The following is a 20,158-nucleotide window of genomic DNA, read 5'->3' on the forward strand; positions in this document are numbered from 1 at the left end:
CGCCGACCGGTGGACTGCGGGGGGCCGGGCTCCGGCGGTCCCGGGGAGGACGGTCTCATCCCGGTCGCCGTGGGGGTCGGCGCGGATCGGCCGTGCCGGTCTCGGAGGGATGCGGAGGACGCGGAGGACGCCGGGCGGACGTCGACAGGATCGCCGGCCAGGGCTCCGGGGCGCTGCGCCGCCCGTCCGCGCGTCCCCCGAACCCGACGTCCCGACAGAGGCCCGGGAGCCGTGGGGGGCCGGGACGCCCCGCTCACCCGCCCGTGCGACCCCCGTGCCGCGCGGTCTGAAGGCCCTCCCTCTGCGCCGGTTCCCCGAGCGGTGCCCTGCCTGGGGGCGGTTCGGCCTTCAGTCGACCACCCATGGCGGCCATGACCGCCGAAAACCGCACCGCGTCAGCGGAGGCCGCCCCGGCCTCCCCGAGGACGGCGGTCCCGCACGTGGGAGCTCACCGCTTCCGGGACGCGTCGTCCAGCGCCTCGCGGATCTCTTCCGGCAGGTGCACGTCGTCGCTCCCGAGGACCTCGTCGAGCTGGGCCGCCGTGCGCGGACCGATGGCCACCGACACCACCCCCGGCCGGTCGCGCACCCAGCTCAGCGCCACCGCCAGCGGCGACACGCCCAGCCCCTCGGCCGCCGTGCACACCGACTCCACCACCCGGCGGCTGGGCTCGCCCAGGTAGGGCTCCACGTACGGCGCCATCTGCGGCCGGGAGGCGCGCGAGCCCTGCGGGACGCCCCGCCGGTACTTGCCGCTCAGCACCCCGCGCCCCAGCGACGCCCAGGCGATCACCCCGGCCCCCAGCGCCGCGGCCGCCGGAAGCAGGTCGCGCTCGGGCTCCCGGCACAGCAGCGAGTACTCGGCCGCCGCCGTCACCACCGGGTTGCGCCCGGAGGCCCCCGCGCGCTGCCAGGCCGCGTAGGCGGCGAACTGCCACGCCGTCGTGTTGCCCACGCCCACGTAGCGGGCCTTGCCCGACTCCACCGCCGCGTCCAGCGCCGACAGCGTCTCCTCGATCGGGGTGGCCGGGTCGTGGGCGTGCAGCTGCCACAGGTCCACGTGGTCGGTCTGCAGCCGCCGCAGCGATGCCTCCAGCGAGGCCAGCAGGTGCCGCCGGGAGGTGTCCACCGGCCGGTGGCCGTCGGTGGCGTGCCCCGTCTTGGTGGCGATGATCACATCGCTGCGCCGCACCACCCCGTTGAGCAGGCGCCCCAGGATGCGCTCCCCCTCGCCGCCGTTGTACACGTCGGCGGTGTCGACCAGCGTCCCCCCGGCATCGACGAAGGCGGTCAGCAGATCCGAGGACTCCGCCTGGTCGGTGTCGTTGCCCCAGGTCATGGTCCCCAGAGCGGTGGACGACACCCACAGCCCCGAGCCGCCCGCCTGTCGCTGTTCCATGGCGTGCGAGGTTACCCGGTCGGCGGGCGGGCGGCCGAGGCCCGCCGGGAGAACCCCAGTTCGGGCGGGATGCGGCGGTCCGGCCGGAAGGACCCGGTGGCCCGACCGGAACGGCCGGGGCCCGCGCGGGCCCTGCTCGCGCGGGCGGAACGGGGTAGTAAGCTGCCCCAGTCGCCGCCGGACGAGGCGGCCGGGAGGCCGACGGGGCCGACCGGCCCCGCCCCCCGCGGCGGCGGACCGCCCAGCCCCCAGCCGCGAACCCCCGCCGCGGCTCTTCGCCGAACCTGCCGACTGGAGCCGAGCCCGCCGTGTCCATCATCGAGGCCATCATCCTTGGACTCGTCCAAGGGCTGACCGAAATGCTGCCGATCTCCTCCAGCGGGCACCTGCGGGTGATCTCCGCGTTCTTCGGGTGGCCGGACCCGGGGGCGGCGTTCACCGCGGTCAGCCAGATCGGCACCGAGCTCGCGGTGCTGATCTACTTCCGCAACCGGATCTGGGCGATCCTGTCCACCTGGACGCGCTCCCTGTTCGACAAGGAGCTGCGCCGCGACATCAACGCCCGGATGGGCTGGTACGTCATCATCGGCACGCTGCCCATCGGCGTGCTGGGGCTGCTGCTGGAGGAGCAGATCGACACGGTCTTCCGGGACCTGCGGCTGATCGCGCTCACCCTGATCGTGTTCGGCGTCATCCTCGGCGCCACCGACCGCTACACCCGCAAGCACCGGGTGCTGGCCGACCTGACCGTCACCCGCGGCGTCACCTTCGGCCTCTTCCAGTGCCTGGCGCTCATCCCCGGCGTCTCCCGCTCCGGCGGCACCATCACCGGCGGGATGCTCATGGGCTTCAAGCGCAAGGACGCCGCCGAGTTCTCCTTCCTGCTGGCCATGCCCGCGGTGTTCGCCTCGGGCCTGTACAAGATGACCGACATCGGCGGCAACGAGTACGCCGGGTGGCTGGCCACCGCCGTGGGCACCGTGGTGGCGGGCGTCGTCGGCTACGTCGTGGTGGCGTGGCTGATGAAGTTCATCTCCACCCACAGCTTCATGCCCTTCGTCTACTACCGCATCGGGCTGGGCGTGCTGGTGCTGACGCTGGTCAGCTTCGGCGTCCTGGACCCCCGGGGCGGCACCGAGGAGCGGCACGACAAGGGCGAGATCGTCGCCGACGCCTCCCCGGAGCCGAGCGAGGAGCCCTCCCCGTCGCCCTCGCCCGAGCCGTCCCCCTCGCCGAGCCTCGACCCGGCCACCGGGTGGGAGATCGACCCCGAGGTGGGGCTGCCGGTCAACCCCGAGTCGGGGCTGCACTACGACCCCGAGCTGCAGATGGACGTGTCCCTCGACCCGCAGACCGGACTCCCGGTCAACCCCCTGACCAACGAGGTCTACGACCCGAAGGAGCGCGACGCCGCCCAGGACGGCGCCGCCGACGGGACCGGCGGCAGCGCGGGCGAGGGCACCGTCGGCGGGCAGGACGGCCAGGACGGCACCGGGCAGCAGCAGGGCGCCGGGCAGGGCCAGGAGGGCGTCCCCACCGGCTGACCCGAGCCGGGGCGGCAGGGCCGCCCCCGCCCTCCCGCCGCGCTTCTCCCGCACTTCTCCGGTGCCGGGCCGCCCCGGCGGGCGCCCTGGCACCGTGGACTACCCTGGACGGCCATGGGCACCCCAGCGAACGCCTCCGCCACCCTCGTCCTGCTCCGCCACGGCCTCACCGCCGTCACCGGCAGCGTCCTGGCAGGCCGCAGCCCCGGCATCGACCTGGACGAACGCGGTCGGCGCCAGGCCGAGGACACCGCCCGCCGCCTGTCCGGGCTGCACCTGGACGCGATCGTCACCAGCCCGCTGGAGCGGTGCCGCCGGACCGCCGAGCCGCTCGCCGCCGCCCTGGGCCTCGAACCCGTGGTGGACGAGCGCTTCAGCGAATGCGACTACGGCACCTGGACCGGGCGGACCCTGGAGGAGCTGAAGGACGAGCCCGAGTGGTCCGTCGTCCAGCAGCACCCCTCGGCGGCCCGGTTCCCCGGCGGGGAGTCCCTCGCCCAGGTCTCGGCCCGCACGGTGGGGGCCGTACGCGACTGGAACGCGCGCCTGGCCGCCGCCTCCGACACCGGCCACCCCCGCTATCTGGTCTGCGCCCACGGCGACGTGATCAAGGCGGTCGCCGCCGACGCCCTGGGCATGCACCTGGACCTGTTCCAGCGCATCCAGGTCGACCCGTGCTCGGTCACCGCCGTCCGCTACACGCCCGCGCGGCCGTTCCTGCTGCGCCTCAACGACGTCGGGGCGACCGCCGACGGGCTGGCGCCGCCCCCGCGGGAAGGGGTCGGGGAAGAGGGCGGGGACGCCGTCGTGGGCGGCGGCGCGGGTGCCGCCCGCCCGTGACCGGGGCGGTCCCGATCGCTCTGGAGCCCGCGATCCTCTAGGGTTCTTGGCATGTCGCTGTACTTGTACGACCCGCCGAACCGCTTCGTGGCCGGGACCGTCGGCCAGCCTGGGGAGCGGACCTTCTTCCTCCAGGCGAGCGGAGGCGGCCGCATCACCTCCGTCGTGCTGGAGAAGGCCCAGGTGTCCGCGCTCGCCGAGCGTGTGGAGGAGCTGCTGGAGGAGGTGCGGGTGCGCTTCGGCGACCCGCTGCCCGAGGCCTCAGGGAACGGGGGCGACGTCGACGACGACCCCCTGGAGCAGCCCATCGACGAGGACTTCCGGGTCGGAACCCTGGCCCTGGCCTGGGACTCCGAGGCATCCCGGGTGATCATCGAGGCCCAGGAGGCCGTGCAGGAGGCGGACGGGGAGACCGAGGAGCAGAGCGAGGTGGAGGTCTTCAGCGAGACCGCGCCCGCCGACCGCGACGTGCTGCGGGTGCACCTGACGCCGTCGGCCGCGCGCGCCTTCGCCGGGCGCGCCATGCGGGTCGTCGCCGCCGGTCGGCCCAACTGCCCGCTGTGCGGGCGGCCGCTGGACCCCGCGGGGCACATCTGCCCCCGGCAGAACGGCTACCGGCCCTCGGGCGCGTGACCGGGGAGCGGGGCGTGCCGGGAGCGCAGCCCGGGGGCATGTCCGGCGCCGCGGCCGCGGAGCTGCTGCGCAGCGGCACGCTGGAGGTCGTGGGGCGGCTGACCGCCGCCTCCAACGCCACGTTCTACGCGGCCGTCTCCTCCCCGGAGGGGGAGGCCGCCTGCGTGTACAAGCCGGTGGCCGGGGAGCGGCCGCTGTGGGACTTCCCGGACGGGACCCTGGCCGGGCGGGAGGTGGCGGCCTTCGCGGTCTCCGAGGCGCTGGGGTGGGGCGTGGTGCCGCCGACCGTGCACCGGGAGGGCCCCTTCGGCGAGGGCATGGTGCAGCTGTGGGTGGACGCCGACCCCGAGGTGGACCTGGTCGCCCTCGCCCAGGACGGGCAGAGCGCGCCGCTGCGCCGGATGGCGGTCTTCGACGCGGTCATCAACAACTCCGACCGCAAGATCGGGCACCTGCTGCCGCTGCCCGGCGGGCACCTGTACGGGTGCGACCACGGGGTGGCCTTCGCCGAGGAGTACAAGCTGCGCACGGTACTGTGGCAGTGGCAGGGGGGGGCGCNNCCCTGGCGGGCCTGGAGTCCCTCTCCGGACACCTGGAGGAGCCCGGCGGCGAGCTGTCGGCGGAACTGGAACGCCACCTGACCCCTCCCGAGCGCTACGCCCTGCGCAGGCGGGTGGAGCTCCTCCTGGAGCACAAGGTGCACCCCTTCCCGTCCCCGGCCTGGCCCGCCGTCCCCTGGCCGCCGGTGTAGAGAACGAGGCGGGGCGGCCTCGGGGTCGCGACACCGGCCACCAAGCGCACCTCGACGAAGCCCTCTCGCATGCTGATACGCCGCCCCCGCCATGCGGCCCCGCACCCGTGCCGTCGCCCCGCGGCCCGGAGCGGAGTACCTGCCGAGCCGTCGCCCGCCTGCACTGCGAGGAGCCCGCCGCCCGGCAGGCAGGGCCTGGGAACCGCCTCGCTCACGCCGCCGCCGCCGATCACGGTGACCAGGCACGTGCCGGGCGCCCCACAGCGCTGCTGGAAGGGGCGCTGATCTTCGTCGCCGCCCTGCCACCCCCACCTCGACGGCCCGGTGCTCGCCCGGGGGCCGCGGGCGGGCACCGGCTGGACCGCCTCCCGGACTGCGAGGAACCTCTGTCGCTCGGCAGGGAAGGCAGGGGAATCGCTCCGCTCCCGCCGTCGTCCCGCTCAGCCGCTCGGGGTCGGCTCCATCCGGGGGTCCCGGTCGCGTTCGGCCGTCTCGCGGCGGGCCTCCTCCCGGGCGATCAGGCGGTCGTCGACCAGCCGCACCGCGGTGATCAGCGCCATCGCCGCGGCCGCCACGCCCAGCCCGGTCCAGAGCTTGTGCGGCTCGCTCACGTCCAAAGCGAAGAACGCCTGCCCCACCGGCGTCAGCATCGCCGTCAGCAGCAGCCCCACCATCGCCCCGACCAGTACGACCTTCCACCACACATACGGTTTGGCCACCAGCAGCAGCACCCACAGCGTGGTGGCGCACAGCGTGACCACCACCGCCGTCCGGTCGGCCGGGTCCGGGACCGACCGGCCGCCCAGCACCAGCAGGTAGGTCGTCACCGCCGCCGCCCCCGCGACCAGCCCCGACGGCACGGCCAGCCGCAGCGTCCGCCGCACGAACCCCGGACGCGCCCGCTCGGAGTTGGGCGCCAGCGCCAGGAAGAACGACGGGATGCCGAACGTCACCGCGTTGATCAGCGTCGCGTGCCGCGGGAAGAAGGGGTAGGCCACCGACAGCACGCTGACCATCGTGGCCATCGTCATCGAGTACACGGTCTTGGTCAGGAACAGGTTGGCGACCCGCTCGATGTTGCCGATGACCCGCCGCCCCTCGGCCACCACCGCCGGAAGCGCCGAGAAGCGGTCGCCCAGCAGCACGATCTGCGCCACCGCGCGCGAGGCCGGGCTGCCCGCCCCCATGGCCACCCCGATGTCGGCCTCCTTGAGCGCCAGCACGTCGTTGACGCCGTCGCCGGTCATCGCGACCGTGCGGCCGCGCGCCCGCAGCCCCCGCACCAGGTCCCGCTTCTGCTCCGGCGTCACCCGGCCGAACACCGAGGCGCGGTCGGCCTCCGCCGCGAACCCCTCGGCGTCGGCGGGCAGCTCCCGCGCGTCCCTGGGGTCGTCGGCCCCCGCGAGCCCGACCGACCGGGCCACCGCCCCCACCGACACCGCGTTGTCCCCCGAGACGATCTTGACCCGCACGTCCTGCTCGGCGAAGAAGTCCAGGGTGTCCTTGGCGTCGCCGCGCACCCGCTGGTCCAGGACGACCAGGGCCACCGGCCGCACCGGGCCCGGCGCCTCCGGCGCGTCCACCCGCTCGGCGGCCTGCCCCAGCAGCAGCACCCGCAGCCCGGTGCCGCCGATCCGCTCGGCCTCGGCCGCCTCCGGGCCGCCCCCGGGCGCCAGCACGTCGGGGGCGCCGAGCACCCAGTGCTCCTCGCCGTCCGGCGTCGAGAACGACGCCCCGCTCCACTTGCGCGCCGAGGAGAACGCGGCCCGCGCCACGACCGTCCAGCCGTCCGGCGGCGCCCCCAGGGCCTCGGCGACCGCCGCGACGCTGGGGTTGGGGCGCGGGTCGGCTCCGGCCAGGGCCGCCAGGGCCGCCCGCGCCGGGGCGCCCCCGGCACCGCCCATCTCGTGCACCTCGGCCAGGCGCATGCCGTTCTCGGTCAGGGTGCCGGTCTTGTCGGTGCACACCACGTCCACCCGGGCCAGCCCCTCGATGGCGGGCAGCTCCTGTACCAGGCACTTGTGCCGCCCCAGCCGCACGACCCCCACCGCGAAGGCGATGCTGACCAGCAGCACCAGCCCCTCGGGCACCATCGACACCAGGGCGGCCACCATGCCGCGCAGCGCGTCCGCCAGCGGGCCGCTGATCTGCCCCCCGCCCGCCGCGCCGCCGACCGCGCCGTCGACGGTGACCTGGCCGTTGAGGGCGAGCTGGCTGAACACCAGCAGCCCGCCGATGGGGAACAGCGCCCAGGTGATGAACCGCAGGATGCGGTCGATGCCCGAGCGCAGCTCGGAGTGGACCAGACTGAACCGGCTCGCCTCCTCGGCCAGGCGGGCGGCGTAGGCGTGCCGCCCCACCTTCGAGGCGCGGTAGCGGCCCGTGCCCGCGACGATGAAGCTGCCCGACATGACCGTGTCCCCGGGCCGCTTGAACACGGGGTCGGCCTCGCCGGTCAGCAGCGACTCGTCGACCTCCAGCGCCTCGGCGGCGACGACGGCCCCGTCCACCACCACCTGGTCGCCCGGGGCGCACTCGATCACGTCGTCCAGCACGATCTCCTGGGCGGTGACCGGGGTGGCCGCGCCGTCGCGCACCACGCGCGGGTGTGCCGCGTTCACGATCGCCAGCTTGTCCAGGGTGCGCTTGGCGCGCAGCTCCTGGGCGATGCCGATGAGCGTGTTCACCACGATCACCATCGCGAACAGGCCGTCCTGGACCGGGCCGATCACCGCGATGATCGCGAACAGCACCGCCACCATGGCGTTGATGCGGGTCAGCACGTTGCCGCGGACGATCGCGCCGATGCTGCGGCTGGCCCGCACCGGCACGTCGTTGGTCCGCCCGTCGGCCACCCGCGCGGCGACCTCGGCCGCGGTCAGCCCCCGCCCGTCGTCGGACACGGGGACGGGCGGGTCCTGCTGTTCGCGGGGGGCGGGCATGCACGCTCCAGGTGGTCGGTCGCGGGGCGGCCGGGGCCGCGTGGGCCGGTCGGCGCGCCGAGGACGAAGCAGAGGGGGCGGAGGGCGCGCGGTGGCCTCCTCCGCCGTGAAGGCGAATATCCCGGATCGTCTTCGGCCCGTGGCCGCCTGCGGCCGGGTCCGTTGACCGCCCGGGGCCGGGTCCGTGGCGCCCGCTGCTCCGGGAGGCCCGAACGGCCGCCCGGGTCGGACCCCGCGCCCCGTGACCCGGCCCGTGAGCGGAGTCCGTCCCCCTTCGCCCCTCCGCCGCCCAGGCGGCGTCGGAACGTCAGGGGGCGGCGCCGCTCGCTTGCCGAAGAGCATCCGAGAAACACGCCCTGCGGCGTGTCGCACGGGCCGTGCCCTCGCGACGGACGTGATCCGCACGACGCGCCGTAGCAGAGCTTAGGGGACACCCGGGGCTCACCGCGGTCGGGCAGGCGCGCCGTGCGCGGGTGGTGCCCGCACCCCGCCGCCGCGGCGGGGTGGCCGGGGCGCCATAGTGGTGGCAGCGCCGCCGACGGCGGCACGGAGGAACCGCGGGAGGCGCCGAATGTGCACGGTCATCACCGGATTCGACCCGTCGGCGCCGGTTCCGCTGGTGCTGGCCGCGGTCCGCGACGAGCTGCTGCTGCGGCCCTGGGAACCGCCCGCGCGGCACTGGCCCGGCCACCCCGGCCTGGTGGGCGGGCGCGACACCGAGGCGGGCGGCACCTGGCTCGCGGTGCGCACCGGCGCCGGGGCACGGGTGTGCGCGGTGCTCAACGCGGCCCCTCGCGGCGGGTCGGAGGCGGAGCCGCCCGTACGGACGGTCCCGCCCGGGGCCCAGCTGAGCCGCGGCCGCCTGCCGCTGCTCTGCGCCGACGGCGGGGCCGAGGCGGCCGAGCGCGAGGACCTGGCCCGCTACGAACCCTTCCACCTGGTCGTCGCGGACCCGTCGGGCGGTGCCGTGCTCACCTGGGACGCCCGGGAGCTTCGCCGGGAACCGCTGCCCTCCGGGGTGAGCGTGGTGACCAACTCCGGGCTCGACGCAAACGCGCCGCGAGCGGTGCGGCACGCGCCGGTGTTCGGCGACGCCCGGCCCGCACCCGGGGCGAGTGGGCTGGAGGCCGCCCGCACGCCGAAGGAGGTGTGGGGCGAGTGGCCGCGCCTGCTCGACGAGGGGGTGCGCGGCCCGGCCCGTACCGGGGGCTACGGCGCGGGGGAGGACGACCCGGCGTCGCTGGCGGCCCGCGTCGAACTGGGGCCGGACCGGGTATGGGCGACGTCGTCCATGGCATTGGCGGCCGTGGCGGTGGAGGGGGCGCGGATGGCGTTCAGCGCCGAGCCGGGCGTCCCGGAGGCGTGGCGGATGGTCGACGAGGTCCACTGAGGTGCCGCGGAGCGGTGATCGCCGGTGGTCGCCCGGTGGCCGGTACCCGGTGCCTGCCGCGCGGCGCCCGGCGCGCTGACCGGTGCCCTCGGCGCGGTGCCCGCCGCCTGGTGTGCGAAGGCGGAAGCGTTCTCGGCTGCGGCTTCCCGGGTGCGGCCCGGTGCGCTTGCCCCGCCTGGAAACGGACACGGCACCGCCGTCGAGCCCCTGCGCCCGGACGGCAGGGATGAGGGGACGACGGGGGCGGGGGAAGCGGCGGAGCCGCGGCCCCGTGCGTCGGCCGCGGCCAGATGCTGCGTTTCGGCGTTCCCCTCGGAGTGTGCGTCGGGCGAGGGGCGGGTCACACCGTGTCAACCCCGAATCCGTGGTCAACGTCTGAAAGGGGACAGAGGGGGTGACGTCCCCCTCCGGACCGAGATCGGGAACGGGAAGGCCCTATGAACCGCCACGGGATCCGGCGGACACTGACCCGCCTGCAGGAGCTGCGCGGGTGGACCGGGCTGCGTGGGCCCGCCGGGGGGCGGCCCTCCACCCGCACCGAGCGGGCCTCCTACTGGCTGCTGTACGTGGTGGCGGTCGCGGCGGCCCTGACGCACTGGAACGCGGGGAACACCCCGGTCGCGGTCGTGTGCGCCCTGGCGGCGGCCGCCGCCGTGCGCGCCATCGTGCGCGCGTCCGGCGGCTCCGGGCGGGACGGCGGGCCCGAACAACGTTCGGTCTGAGTTATTCCCGCGCGGAATCGGCGAATGATCTCGTTCGGCGCGCCCTGGGGCCGGGAGGTTTCGCCGTACTTGGCCGGATAATCTCGGTGTCATGCGTTCTTGGTCTGCGCCCGACATCGTCCGCCTGCCCGGCAGCGGCGGACCGCTCCGCATCCACGACACCGTCACGGGGGGCCGGCGGGCCACCACCCCCGGGCCGACGGCCCGCATGTACGTCTGCGGGATCACGCCCTACGACGCCGCGCACATCGGCCATGCCTTCACCTACCTGACCTTCGACCTGGTGAACCGGGTGTGGCGGGACGCGGGGCACGCCGTGGACTACGTGCAGAACACCACGGACGTGGACGACCCGCTGCTGGAGCGGGCGGAGGCCACCGGCGAGGCGTGGAGGGACCTGGCGGCCCGCGAGATCCAGGTGTTCCGCGAGGACATGGAGGCGCTGCGGGTGCTGCCGCCCCGCGCCTACGTGGGCGTCGTGGAGTCGATCGACCTCATCGCCGAGTTCGTCGACCGGCTGCGGGCCGCGGGCGCCGCCTACGACCTGGAGGGCGACATCTACTTCGCGGTCGAGGCCGCCGACCGCTTCGGCGAGATCGGCGGCATGGACCGCGACGAGATGCTGCGCCTGTTCGGCGAGCGCGGCGGCGACCCGGACCGGCCCGGCAAGAAGGACCCCTTGGACTGGCTGCTGTGGCGGGCCGAGCGCCCCGGGGAGCCCTCCTGGGACAGCCCCCTGGGGCGGGGCCGCCCCGGATGGCACGTGGAGTGCAGCGCCATCTCCCTGCACGAGCTCGGGATGGGCTTCGACCTCAACGGCGGCGGGAGCGACCTGGTCTTCCCGCACCACGAGATGGGGGCCGCCGAGGCGTGTAAGGCGACCGGCTCGCACCCGCACGCGCAGAACTACATGCACGTGGGCATGGTCGGGCTCGACGGCGAGAAGATGTCCAAGTCCCTGGGCAACCTGGTGTTCGTCTCCAAGCTCCGCGAGGAGGGCGCCGACCCGATGGCGGTGCGCCTGGCGATGCTGCCGAACCACTACCGCACCGACTGGGGGTGGACCCCCAAGGGACTGGAGGAGGCCGGTGAGCGCCTGGCGCGCTGGCGCTCGGCCGCCGCCCGGGACTCGGGTCCGGACGCCGCCCCGGTGCTGGCCGAGGTGCGCAGGGCGCTGGCGGACGACCTGGACACCCCGGCCGCCCTGGCGGCCGTCGACGCGTGGGCCGAGCAGGCCAACGCGGGCACGGGCGACGACCCGGCGGCCCCGGCCCTGGTGCGCGACACGGTGGACGCACTGCTGGGCGTGGAGCTGTAAGAGGCTCTAAGAAGACGGAGACCGTGCGCGTGGGACGCGCACGAAGGCGTGAGGCGGGCACCCGGCCGGGTGCCCGCCTCACGCCTTCCGCGGGGGTGGTGTGAGCAGGCGGTGACGGGCGGCGGTGGAGCCGGTGCCCCGCTTCCCCCGGGCCGTCCGGCGGGCCGCCAAGGTGCAAGGGAAAGGGAGAGGGCGGTGGCGGAGTGAGCGGGGCGGTTCTCCGGTCCTGCCCGCCGCCCGGCGGGCTTCTCTTGTTCCGGGAGGGGCGGTGGAGCCGGGGTTCGCGGTCGTCGGCACCCGGGGCGCGCCTCTGGCCTGCACCGCAAAACCCAGCAGTGCTGTGACATGGGCGAATACTCCGCGTTAGGTGCGGGCGGGGGTGGGGAGCACGCCCAACGACGCCCTTGGCGGTCCCGGAGCGACGATGTCGGCGATACCTGAACGGGATCGAGAGAGGAATTGCCCCGTTCGGGCCTGATTGGGGTGTTCCTGTCGGACGCAGAGGCGGGGGTGGTGCCGTTCGGGTCTCCCCGTCCGGCGCTCGGGGTCTGCTCCGGACGGATATCGGCTACACGCGGTGACATCGAGTCCGGCGAACGGCCGCGCTGTGCCGTTCAGGGGCCCGGTGGCACCGAATCCCGTTCCGGTATCGCGATGAACGCCTGTCGGGCTGCGGCGGGCCGGGGTCCTGTGGGCGGGGGGGCGGCGCGATGTCCAGTGCCGCCGCGCAGAATAGGGGGACGATGTTCCCGTACGTGACAAACGGCCGATTGTGGTCGGGAACCTGCGGAACGCCATCGTGCGATGGCATTCCGTGGTGGGATGGCACCATGACGACCACGACCCGACCGACCTCCGCCGCCGAACTCGTGTCCGCGTTCGCCGGCCCCCGCGGCGATCTGGCCGACCGCGCCGACCTCGCCCGCTTTCTGCGCGAGCACGGGCTGGTGAACGCCGGGGCCATCCCCATCACCCTGGCCGACTTCGACGAGGCCCTCTCCCTGCGCGACGGCATCCGCGCCCTGCTCTTCCAGGCCGCGGGCCGGGCCACCGACGAGGACGCCCTCGCGCGCGGGCAGCGGGTGCTGGACGGCCTGCGGGTCACCGTCCGGCTCGACCCGCAGGAGGAGCAGGGCGTGCTGGCCCCCGCGGTCGTCGACGAGGTCCGGCGCGGGCTGGCCCGTATCGCGGGCGCCTGGGCGGCCGTCGCCCTCACCGGTGAGTGGCGCGGCATCGACCTCTGAGCGCCCGCCGCACCGCGGCCCTCGGGGGGCGCGCGGGTGGGTGAACGCCGCCGGTCTCCGGCGGCTCAGCCGTGGTCGCGGCGGCGCAGGTAGCGCTGGAACTCGCGGGCGATCGCCTCGCCGCTGGCCTCCGGCAGCTCCGCGGCGTCCTTGGCCTCCTCCAGGCTCCGCACGTACCCGGCGATGTCCTCGTCCTCCGAGGCCAGCTCGTCCACGCCGGTCTCCCAGGCGCGGGCGTCCTCGGGCAGCTCGCCCATGGGCACCGGGCGGTCCAGGACGTCCTCCACCCGTCGGAGCAGCGCCAGCGCCGCCTTCGGGCTCGGCGGCTGCGCCACGTAGTGCGGCACCGCCGCCCACAGCGACACGGCCTCGATCCCGGCCTCGGCGAACACGTCGTGCAGCACGCCCACGATGCCGGTGGGGCCCTCGTACTCGGTCGGCTCCAGGCCCAGCTCCGTGCCCAGCTCCGGCGGGGAGGCCACCCCGGTCACCGGGACCGGCCGGGTGTGCGGGGAGTCGGCCAGCAGCGCCCCCAGCATCACCGCGCGGCGCACGCCCAGCTCCCGGGCGATCGCCAGCAGGTCGGCGCTGAAGCCGCGCCAGCGCATGTTCGGCTCCGAGCCGCTCACCAGCACCACGTCCACGCCGCCCGCGCGGGCCGTGCGCACCCGGGTGGCGGGCCACTCCAACCCCACGTGCCTGCCGTCGGCCACCGTGATCCGGGGCCGGGAGACCTGGAAGTCGTAGTAGTCGTCGGTGTCCAGGCGGGCCAGGTCCTCGGCCTCCCAGGCCGAGGCCAGGTGCTCCAGTGCGGCGCTGGCGGCCTCCCCGGCGTCGTTCCAGCCCTCGAAGGCGGCCACCAGGACGGGCTCGACGAGTCCGGGGACGCCGTCGTCGAGCTCAGGCACAGGCCGCCTCCTCACCGCGCCCGCCGTCCGGGCGGGCCCATCGCTTCACTCCTCGCGCGGACACGCACAACCCTACGGGGTCCCGGCCACGCGGGGGAACGCCGTACGGTATCGTTCCGTCCAGCGAAACGCGTAGCGCGGACAGAACCATTCCGGACGACGGCGTCCCGGCTGTCTGACCTGCATGAACGCGGGGATGTGACAGTCGGCTACCCCCGTATGCGCAACTGCCGCCCGGTCGTCACTACAGTAAAGGGTCATGAGCTCTCGACTCTCCTTCCGGGATGCCCTCGCCCGCCGCGTCATCGTCGCCGATGGCGCGATGGGCACCATGCTGCAAGGCCACGATCTCGGCCTCGACGACTTCGAAGGCCACGAAGGCTGCAACGAGATCCTCAACGTCACCCGCCCCGACGTGGTGCGCTCGACCCACGAGGGGTTCTTCGACGTCGGTGTGGACTGCGTCGAGACCAACACCTTCGGCGCCAACTTCGGCAACCTGGGCGAGTACGACATCGTCGACCGCACCTACGAGCTGGCCGAGTCCGGTGCCCGCATCGCGCGTGAGGTCGCCGACGACTACTCCACCGCCGACCACCCCCGATACGTCCTGGGCTCGGTGGGCCCGGGAACGAAGCTCCCCTCCCTGGGCCATGCGCCCTTCGCCCTCCTGCGCGACTACTACGAGCAGTGCCACCGCGGGCTGATCGAGGGCGGCGCCGACGCCATCCTCATCGAGACCTGCCAGGACCTGCTGCAGACCAAGGCCGCCGTGATCGGGGCCATGCGCGCCCGCCGCGCCCTGGGCAGCGACATCACGATCATCGCCCAGGTCACCATCGAGACCACCGGCACCATGCTGATGGGCTCGGAGATCGGCGCCGCGGTCACCGCGCTGGAGCCGCTGGGCATCGACATGATCGGCCTCAACTGCGCCACCGGTCCGGCCGAGATGAGCGAGCACCTGCGCTACCTGTCGCAGCACGCCACCGTGCCGATCTCCTGCATGCCCAACGCCGGCCTGCCCCAGCTGGGAACCGACGGCGCCGTCTACCCGCTGCAGCCCTCCGAGCTGGCCGACGCCCACGACAGCTTCACCACCGAGTTCGGCCTGTCCATGGCCGGGGGCTGCTGCGGCACCACCCCCGAGCACCTGCGGCAGGTGGTCGAGCGGGTGCAGGGCCGGGGCGTCAAGGACCGCAGGCCCGTCAGCCACGCCTCGGCGGCCTCGCTCTACCAGAGCGTGCCCTTCCGCCAGGACGCCAGCTACCTGGCCGTGGGCGAGCGCACCAACGCCAACGGATCCAAGAAGTTCCGCGAGGCGATGATCGAGGAGCGCTACGACGACTGCGTCGAGATCGCCCGCGAGCAGATCAGCGACGGCGCCCACCTGCTCGACCTGAACGTGGACTACGTGGGCCGCGACGGCAGCCAGGACATGCGCGAGCTGGCCTCGCGCCTGGCGACCGCCTCCACCCTGCCGCTGATGCTCGACTCCACCGAGCCCGGGGTGCTGGAGGCCGGCCTGGAGCTGGTCGGCGGCCGCGCGGTGATCAACTCGGTCAACTACGAGGACGGCGACGGCCCCGACTCGCGGTTCGCCCGCATCATGCGCCTGGTCAAGGAGCACGGCGCCGCGGTGGTCGGGCTGTGCATCGACGAGGACGGCCAGGCCCGCACCGCCGACTGGAAGGTCCGGGTGGCCTCCCGCCTCATCGACGACCTGGTGGACAACTGGGGCATGAAGGTCGGCGACATCATCATCGACTGCCTGACCTTCCCCATCACCACCGGTCAGGAGGAGACGCGCCGCGACGGCATCGAGACGCTCGAGGCCATCAAGGAGCTCAAGCGGCGCTACCCCGAGGTGCAGACCACGCTGGGCCTGTCCAACCTGTCCTTCGGCCTCAACCCCGCCGGGCGCATCGTGCTGAACTCGGTCTACCTGGCCGAGGCGGTCGAGGCGGGCCTGGACTCGGCGATCGTGCACGCCTCCAAGATCCTGCCGATGAACCAGATCCCCGAGGAGCAGCGCAAGGCCGCCCTCGACCTGATCTACGACCGGCGCGAGGGCGACTTCGACCCGCTGTCCGCGTTCATGGAGCTCTTCGACGGCGTGGACGCCAAGGAGATGAAGGCCTCCCGCGCCGAGGCGCTGGCCGCCCTGCCGCTGTGGGAGCGGCTGCAGCGCCGGATCATCGACGGCGAGCAGGTCGGCATGGAGGACGACCTGGCCGCCGCCCTGGCCGAGAAGAAGGCGCTGGAGATCGTCAACGACGACCTGCTCGCCGGGATGAAGGTCGTGGGCGACCTGTTCGGCTCCGGCCAGATGCAGCTGCCCTTCGTGCTCAAGTCGGCCGAGGTGATGAAGGCCGCGGTGGCCTACCTCGAACCGCACATGGAGAAGGCCGAGGACGACGACGGCAAGGGCCGCATCGTGCTGGCGACCGTCAAGGGCGACGTGCACGACATCGGCAAGAACCTCGTGGACATCATCCTGTCCAACAACGGCTACGACGTGGTCAACATCGGCATCAAGCAGCCGGTGTCGGCCATCCTGGAGGCCGCCGAGGAGAACCGGGCCGACATGATCGGCATGTCCGGCCTGCTGGTGAAGTCGACCGTGATCATGAAGGAGAACCTGGAGGAGATGAACTCCCGGGGCATCTCCGAGAAGTTCCCGGTCCTGCTGGGCGGCGCCGCGCTCACCCGCTCCTTCGTCGAGGAGGACCTGGCCGAGCTGTACCGCGGCGAGGTCCGCTACGCCAAGGACGCCTTCGAGGGGCTGCGCCTGATGGACGCCTTCATGGCGGTCAAGCGCGGCGAGGAGGGCGCCGAGCTGCCCGCGCTGCGCACCCGCCGGGTCAAGGGCGGCGCCAAGCTCAAGGTGACCGCGCCCGAGGACATGCCCGCCCGCAGCGACGTGGCCACCGACAACCCGGTGCCGGTCCCGCCGTTCTGGGGCGACCGGATCAGCAAGGGCATCCCGCTGGCCGACTACACCGCCTACCTGGACGAGCGGGCCACCTTCATGGGCCAGTGGGGGCTCAAGGGCTCCCGCGGCAAGGAGGGCCCCAGCTACGAGGAGCTGGTGGAGACCGAGGGCCGGCCGCGCATGCGGATGTGGCTGGACCGCATCCAGACCGAGGGCTGGCTGGAGGCCGCGGTCGTCTACGGCCACTTCCCCTGCTACAGCGAGGGCGACGACCTGGTCGTCCTCGACGAGGACGGGGGCGAGCGGACCCGGTTCACCTTCCCGCGCCAGCGCCGCGACCGGCACCTGTGCCTGTCGGACTTCTTCCGCCCGAAGGAGTCCGGCGAGACCGACGTGGTCTCCTTCCAGGTGGTCACCGTCGGCGGGGGCATCTCCAAGGCCACCCAGGCGCTGTTCGAGAAGGACGCCTACCGCGACTACCTCGAACTGCACGGCCTGTCGGTGCAGCTCACCGAGGCGCTGGCGGAGTACTGGCACACCCGGATCCGCTCGGAGCTGGGTTTCGCGGGCGAGGACCCGGCCGACATCGAGCAGTTCTTCAAGCTGGGCTACCGGGGTGCGCGGTTCTCCCTGGGGTACGGGGCCTGCCCCGACCTGGAGGACCGGGCCAAGATCATGAAGCTGCTGGAGCCCGAGCGCGTCGGCGTCACCCTGTCGGAGGAGTTCCAGCTCGTTCCGGAGCAGGCCACCGACGCGATCGTGATCCACCACCCGGAGGCCAAGTACTTCAACGTCTGACGGGCACCGGGGCCCGCAGGCACCCGACGAGCGAAGGAGGAAGGGCGCCCGCCCCCGCGTGGGGCGGGCGCCCCACCGCGATGAGCAGTACACCGACCCGCGTCCTGCCCCAGGCCGTCCTGTTCGACATGGACGGCACCCTCATCGACAGCGAGGGGCTGTGGGGGGAGGCCGAGGCCGAGGTCGTCGCCGAGCTCGGCGGCGTCTGGACCGAGGAGGACCACCGCCGCAACGTGGGCGGGGCCGCGGAGAAGGTGGGCCGCTACGTCGCCGACCTTCCGGGGGTGCGCGCCGAGCCCCGGGAGGTGATCTCCCGGATGCAGGAGGCGTTCGGCCGCCGCCTGGCCGAGGGCGCCGACCCGCGCCCCGGCGCCAAGGAGCTGGTGGCCGCGGTGGCGGCCTCGCCGGTCCCCTCGGCACTGGTCACCTCCACCGAGCGGCACCTGATCTCCTCGGCGATCGGCGCTATCGGGCTGGAGTCGTTCGACCTGTCGGTCGGCGGGGACGAGGTGGAGGCCAACAAGCCGCACCCGGAGCCGTACCTGAAGGCCGCCCGCCTGTTGGGGGTCGACCCGGCGCGCTGCGTGGCCGTGGAGGACTCGGCGGTGGGCGTCGCTTCGGCCCTGGCCGCGGGGTGCGCCACGGTGGCGGTGCCGATGATGGTCCCGATCGGGCCCGCGGAGGGCCTGACGGTGGTCGACACCCTCGAAGGCATCGACATGGAGTGGCTGGCCGACCTCGCCGAACGCCACACCGCCCGCTCCGCCGGGGTCTGAGGCCGTAGAGCACCGATGCGGGGCCGGGCGTCGCGCCCGGCCCCGCACGTGTGTCCGGCCCCTGGCCGGGGGCCGGACACACGCGCGGGAACCGCCGCGCCGCCGAGCGCGTCGAATGGGCGGAAATGTCAGAGAAAGGGCTGCAGACCCGAAATGTCGTATGAGTGGTTCCTGTGGGGGCTGGCCGCCGTGTCGGCAGCGGCCGTCTCGCTGGCGCTGGCCTCGATGGTGCGCGGATGGAGGGCCAAGGTCTTCGCCTTGGTGGTCCTCCCGCTGGCCCTGAGCGCGTACATGGCCGCGAGGTCGGCGGCGCGCGGTATCGACGAGGTCGTGGCCCTGCACATCTTCATCCTGTGCAGCCTCGGCCTCGCGCTGATGCGCCTGGTCTTCGCCGGGTGGATCCGGCGGCAGTGGGAGCTCTACGACCGCGAGGGGCGCTGGGCGCAGATGACGCCGAGGCAGCTCGCGGTCTTCTTCGCGGCGCTCATCGCCGGGATGGCCGGGCTGGGCGCGGTGATCGCGGGGGTCGAGCAGGTCCTCTTCTGATCCCCGGGGCCGTCCTCCGTCCCCCTCTGTCCCTTCCCTCGTCCACATTCGCCCGGCGGCGACGATGAACAGGCGGTACCCCGTTGACCCATGAGCAGTTCCAGTGGGCCATGGCCCTGGTGGCGGGCGTCGCGCTCGCGGCGGCCATGGCGAGCATGGCCTACGGGTGGAAGCGCACCCTCATCGCCCTGGTGTTCCCGCTGTTCGTCGCCGGGTCCCTGTTCATGAAGACGGTCGGCGGAGCGGTGCAGGACGGCGGAACGGCGCTGCGGATCTTCACCACGGTCTCGATGACCACGGTGCTGGTCCGGCTGGTGTTCGCCCGGTGGCTCCGGGAACAGCGGGAGCGGTACAACGCCGGGTACCCGCCGCCTCCGGCGACGTTCCTCAACCTCACCGTGGTCACCACGGTCGTGCTCGCCGGAGGCGCCCTGTCCTGGGCCGCCCTGTGGTGGATCGAGGTCACGTTCTTCTGAACCGGTGACCGGCCGCGGGGACCGCCCCCCACCGTTTGAGACCACGGGCCGGTCGGGGCGCAGGTGCCGGGCCGCACATAGCTCATGGAGCGACCTCGCTGCGGGCGGCTTCCAGGATGCGAGGCGGGTGAACGCACCGATCGACCGTCGGCCACGGCCTCACCGCCACCTCCACCTCAGGACGGCGGCGAGGGCGTGGGTGAGTACCAGGCCGCACGGCAGGTAGACGGCCAGCACGGTCGCGTCCGTCCCGATGCCGAACGGGTCTGCTGCGGCCAGGGCTCTCTCGGTCAATGCGGCAGGGGCGACCGGGACACCCGCGCCGACCGAGACGGCCGCGGCCGTCCCGGCCGCGACGGCGAGGAGCACGGCCGCGATGGGCACGGCCAACAGCCGCCGCCGGGTGCTCAGTGAGACGAAGGCGGGCACCGGGCGTCCCGGGTTCAGATGTGCCCGGGGAACGGGATACCGGCCAAAGAGCCGCCTTGCCGCCCACAGTGCCCCTGTTCCCACGGCCGCGACGGTGACGGCGCGCGCCGCCTCTGCGTCGAAGGGGAGGCCGGGGTCCGGCGGGCGGTCGTCCGGCGAGGCGGGGAGCAGGGGGAGCAGGTTCTGTTCGGCAGGTGTCGACAGTGCCGCCCCGTAGCAGAACGCCACCACGGCGATGCCCACGAGCGCGGGCTTCACACCCCGCGGGACGAAGGCCGCCACGGCGGCCAGGGGAGCCAGGAGCGGAACGCCCTCCCGCACCACGGCCGCCAGGCGTCGGCCGCCCTCCTCCGCACCGCCGGTGCCCTCCGGCGGGAGCGCGGCCATCACCCCCACGCACAGGTAGGCGGACGCGCTGGCCAGGATCAGCAGCGCCGTACCGAGACGCCCTGCCACGAAGTCGCAACGGCGGCGCCGCCGGTTCTTCCGGCACCGGTCCGCGGCCGT

The 20,158-nt window shown here is 74.0% G+C and carries 15 protein-coding genes and 1 pseudogene; 12 read left to right on the plus strand and 4 right to left on the minus strand.

The annotated features are described in order from the left end of the window. Positions 1-448 precede the first annotated feature (448 nt). The gene (locus D476_RS0112680) at positions 449-1,399 is read right to left on the minus strand and encodes an aldo/keto reductase (protein ID WP_192826380.1); all 951 of its coding nucleotides are present in this window, start codon (positions 1,397-1,399) and stop codon (positions 449-451) included. Positions 1,400-1,707: 308 nt separating this feature from the next. Between D476_RS0112680 and D476_RS0112685 the strand changes: the two genes are divergently transcribed. The 4 genes and pseudogenes from D476_RS0112685 (at position 1,708) to D476_RS33115 (ending at position 5,167) form a co-directional block, all read left to right on the plus strand. Next, positions 1,708-2,943, plus strand: a complete 1,236-nt coding sequence (locus tag D476_RS0112685; protein WP_017624313.1) for an undecaprenyl-diphosphate phosphatase — start codon at positions 1,708-1,710, stop codon at positions 2,941-2,943. A 114-nt stretch (positions 2,944-3,057) separates the two neighbouring features. Continuing rightward, on the plus strand, positions 3,058-3,783 hold the full coding sequence (locus D476_RS0112690) for a histidine phosphatase family protein (protein WP_017624314.1): 726 nt from the start codon (positions 3,058-3,060) through the stop codon (positions 3,781-3,783). Between the two features lie 51 nt (positions 3,784-3,834). Further along, the gene (locus D476_RS0112695) at positions 3,835-4,416 is read left to right on the plus strand and encodes a DUF3090 domain-containing protein (protein ID WP_017624315.1); all 582 of its coding nucleotides are present in this window, start codon (positions 3,835-3,837) and stop codon (positions 4,414-4,416) included. Between the two features lie 38 nt (positions 4,417-4,454). Next, positions 4,455-5,167: pseudogene (locus tag D476_RS33115) on the plus strand (SCO1664 family protein). Positions 5,168-5,607: 440 nt separating this feature from the next. Here the strand turns inward: D476_RS33115 and D476_RS0112705 are convergent. Further along, positions 5,608-8,109 (minus strand): HAD-IC family P-type ATPase, encoded by a 2,502-nt coding sequence (locus tag D476_RS0112705; protein ID WP_017624317.1) that lies wholly within the window; start codon positions 8,107-8,109, stop codon positions 5,608-5,610. Between the two features lie 571 nt (positions 8,110-8,680). Between D476_RS0112705 and D476_RS0112710 the strand changes: the two genes are divergently transcribed. The 4 genes from D476_RS0112710 (at position 8,681) to D476_RS0112725 (ending at position 12,783) form a co-directional block, all read left to right on the plus strand. Then, positions 8,681-9,499, plus strand: a complete 819-nt coding sequence (locus D476_RS0112710) for an NRDE family protein (RefSeq protein ID WP_017624318.1) — start codon at positions 8,681-8,683, stop codon at positions 9,497-9,499. 437 nt (positions 9,500-9,936) lie between these two features. Then, positions 9,937-10,221 carry a hypothetical protein gene (locus tag D476_RS0112715; protein ID WP_017624319.1) on the plus strand — a complete coding sequence of 95 codons (285 nt, stop codon included), beginning with the start codon at positions 9,937-9,939 and terminating at the stop codon, positions 10,219-10,221. A gap of 91 nt (positions 10,222-10,312) precedes the next feature. Continuing rightward, positions 10,313-11,539: a cysteine--1-D-myo-inosityl 2-amino-2-deoxy-alpha-D-glucopyranoside ligase gene (gene mshC / locus D476_RS0112720; protein ID WP_017624320.1), complete on the plus strand. Its 1,227-nt coding sequence runs from the start codon at positions 10,313-10,315 to the stop codon at positions 11,537-11,539. Between the two features lie 830 nt (positions 11,540-12,369). Continuing rightward, positions 12,370-12,783, plus strand: coding sequence for an ABATE domain-containing protein (locus tag D476_RS0112725; RefSeq protein WP_017624321.1), 414 nt, complete (start codon positions 12,370-12,372; stop codon positions 12,781-12,783). Positions 12,784-12,848: 65 nt separating this feature from the next. Here D476_RS0112725 and D476_RS0112730 read toward each other — a convergent pair whose 3' ends face one another. Then, the gene (locus tag D476_RS0112730) at positions 12,849-13,691 is read right to left on the minus strand and encodes a PAC2 family protein (RefSeq protein WP_017624322.1); all 843 of its coding nucleotides are present in this window, start codon (positions 13,689-13,691) and stop codon (positions 12,849-12,851) included. A gap of 259 nt (positions 13,692-13,950) precedes the next feature. On the opposite strand from D476_RS0112730, the gene metH reads away from it, so the two are divergent. From metH to D476_RS0112750, 4 genes are all read left to right on the plus strand, one after another. Beyond that, a complete protein-coding gene (metH, locus tag D476_RS0112735; protein WP_083939502.1) occupies positions 13,951-17,424 on the plus strand; it encodes a methionine synthase in 3,474 nt (1,157 codons plus the stop codon). A gap of 80 nt (positions 17,425-17,504) precedes the next feature. Beyond that, positions 17,505-18,200: an HAD family hydrolase gene (locus D476_RS0112740; protein ID WP_017624324.1), complete on the plus strand. Its 696-nt coding sequence runs from the start codon at positions 17,505-17,507 to the stop codon at positions 18,198-18,200. A 153-nt stretch (positions 18,201-18,353) separates the two neighbouring features. Next, a complete protein-coding gene (locus tag D476_RS33120; RefSeq protein ID WP_017624325.1) occupies positions 18,354-18,746 on the plus strand; it encodes a hypothetical protein in 393 nt (130 codons plus the stop codon). A gap of 83 nt (positions 18,747-18,829) precedes the next feature. Next, the gene (locus D476_RS0112750; RefSeq protein WP_040726211.1) at positions 18,830-19,222 is read left to right on the plus strand and encodes a hypothetical protein; all 393 of its coding nucleotides are present in this window, start codon (positions 18,830-18,832) and stop codon (positions 19,220-19,222) included. 159 nt (positions 19,223-19,381) lie between these two features. Here D476_RS0112750 and D476_RS0112755 read toward each other — a convergent pair whose 3' ends face one another. Further along, complete coding sequence (locus D476_RS0112755; protein WP_017624327.1) at positions 19,382-20,107, minus strand: hypothetical protein; 726 nt, start codon at positions 20,105-20,107, stop codon at positions 19,382-19,384. Positions 20,108-20,158: the final 51 nt, after the last annotated feature.

Source organism: Nocardiopsis chromatogenes YIM 90109 (assembly GCF_000341185.1).
GTDB lineage: Bacteria > Actinomycetota > Actinomycetes > Streptosporangiales > Streptosporangiaceae > Nocardiopsis_A > Nocardiopsis_A chromatogenes.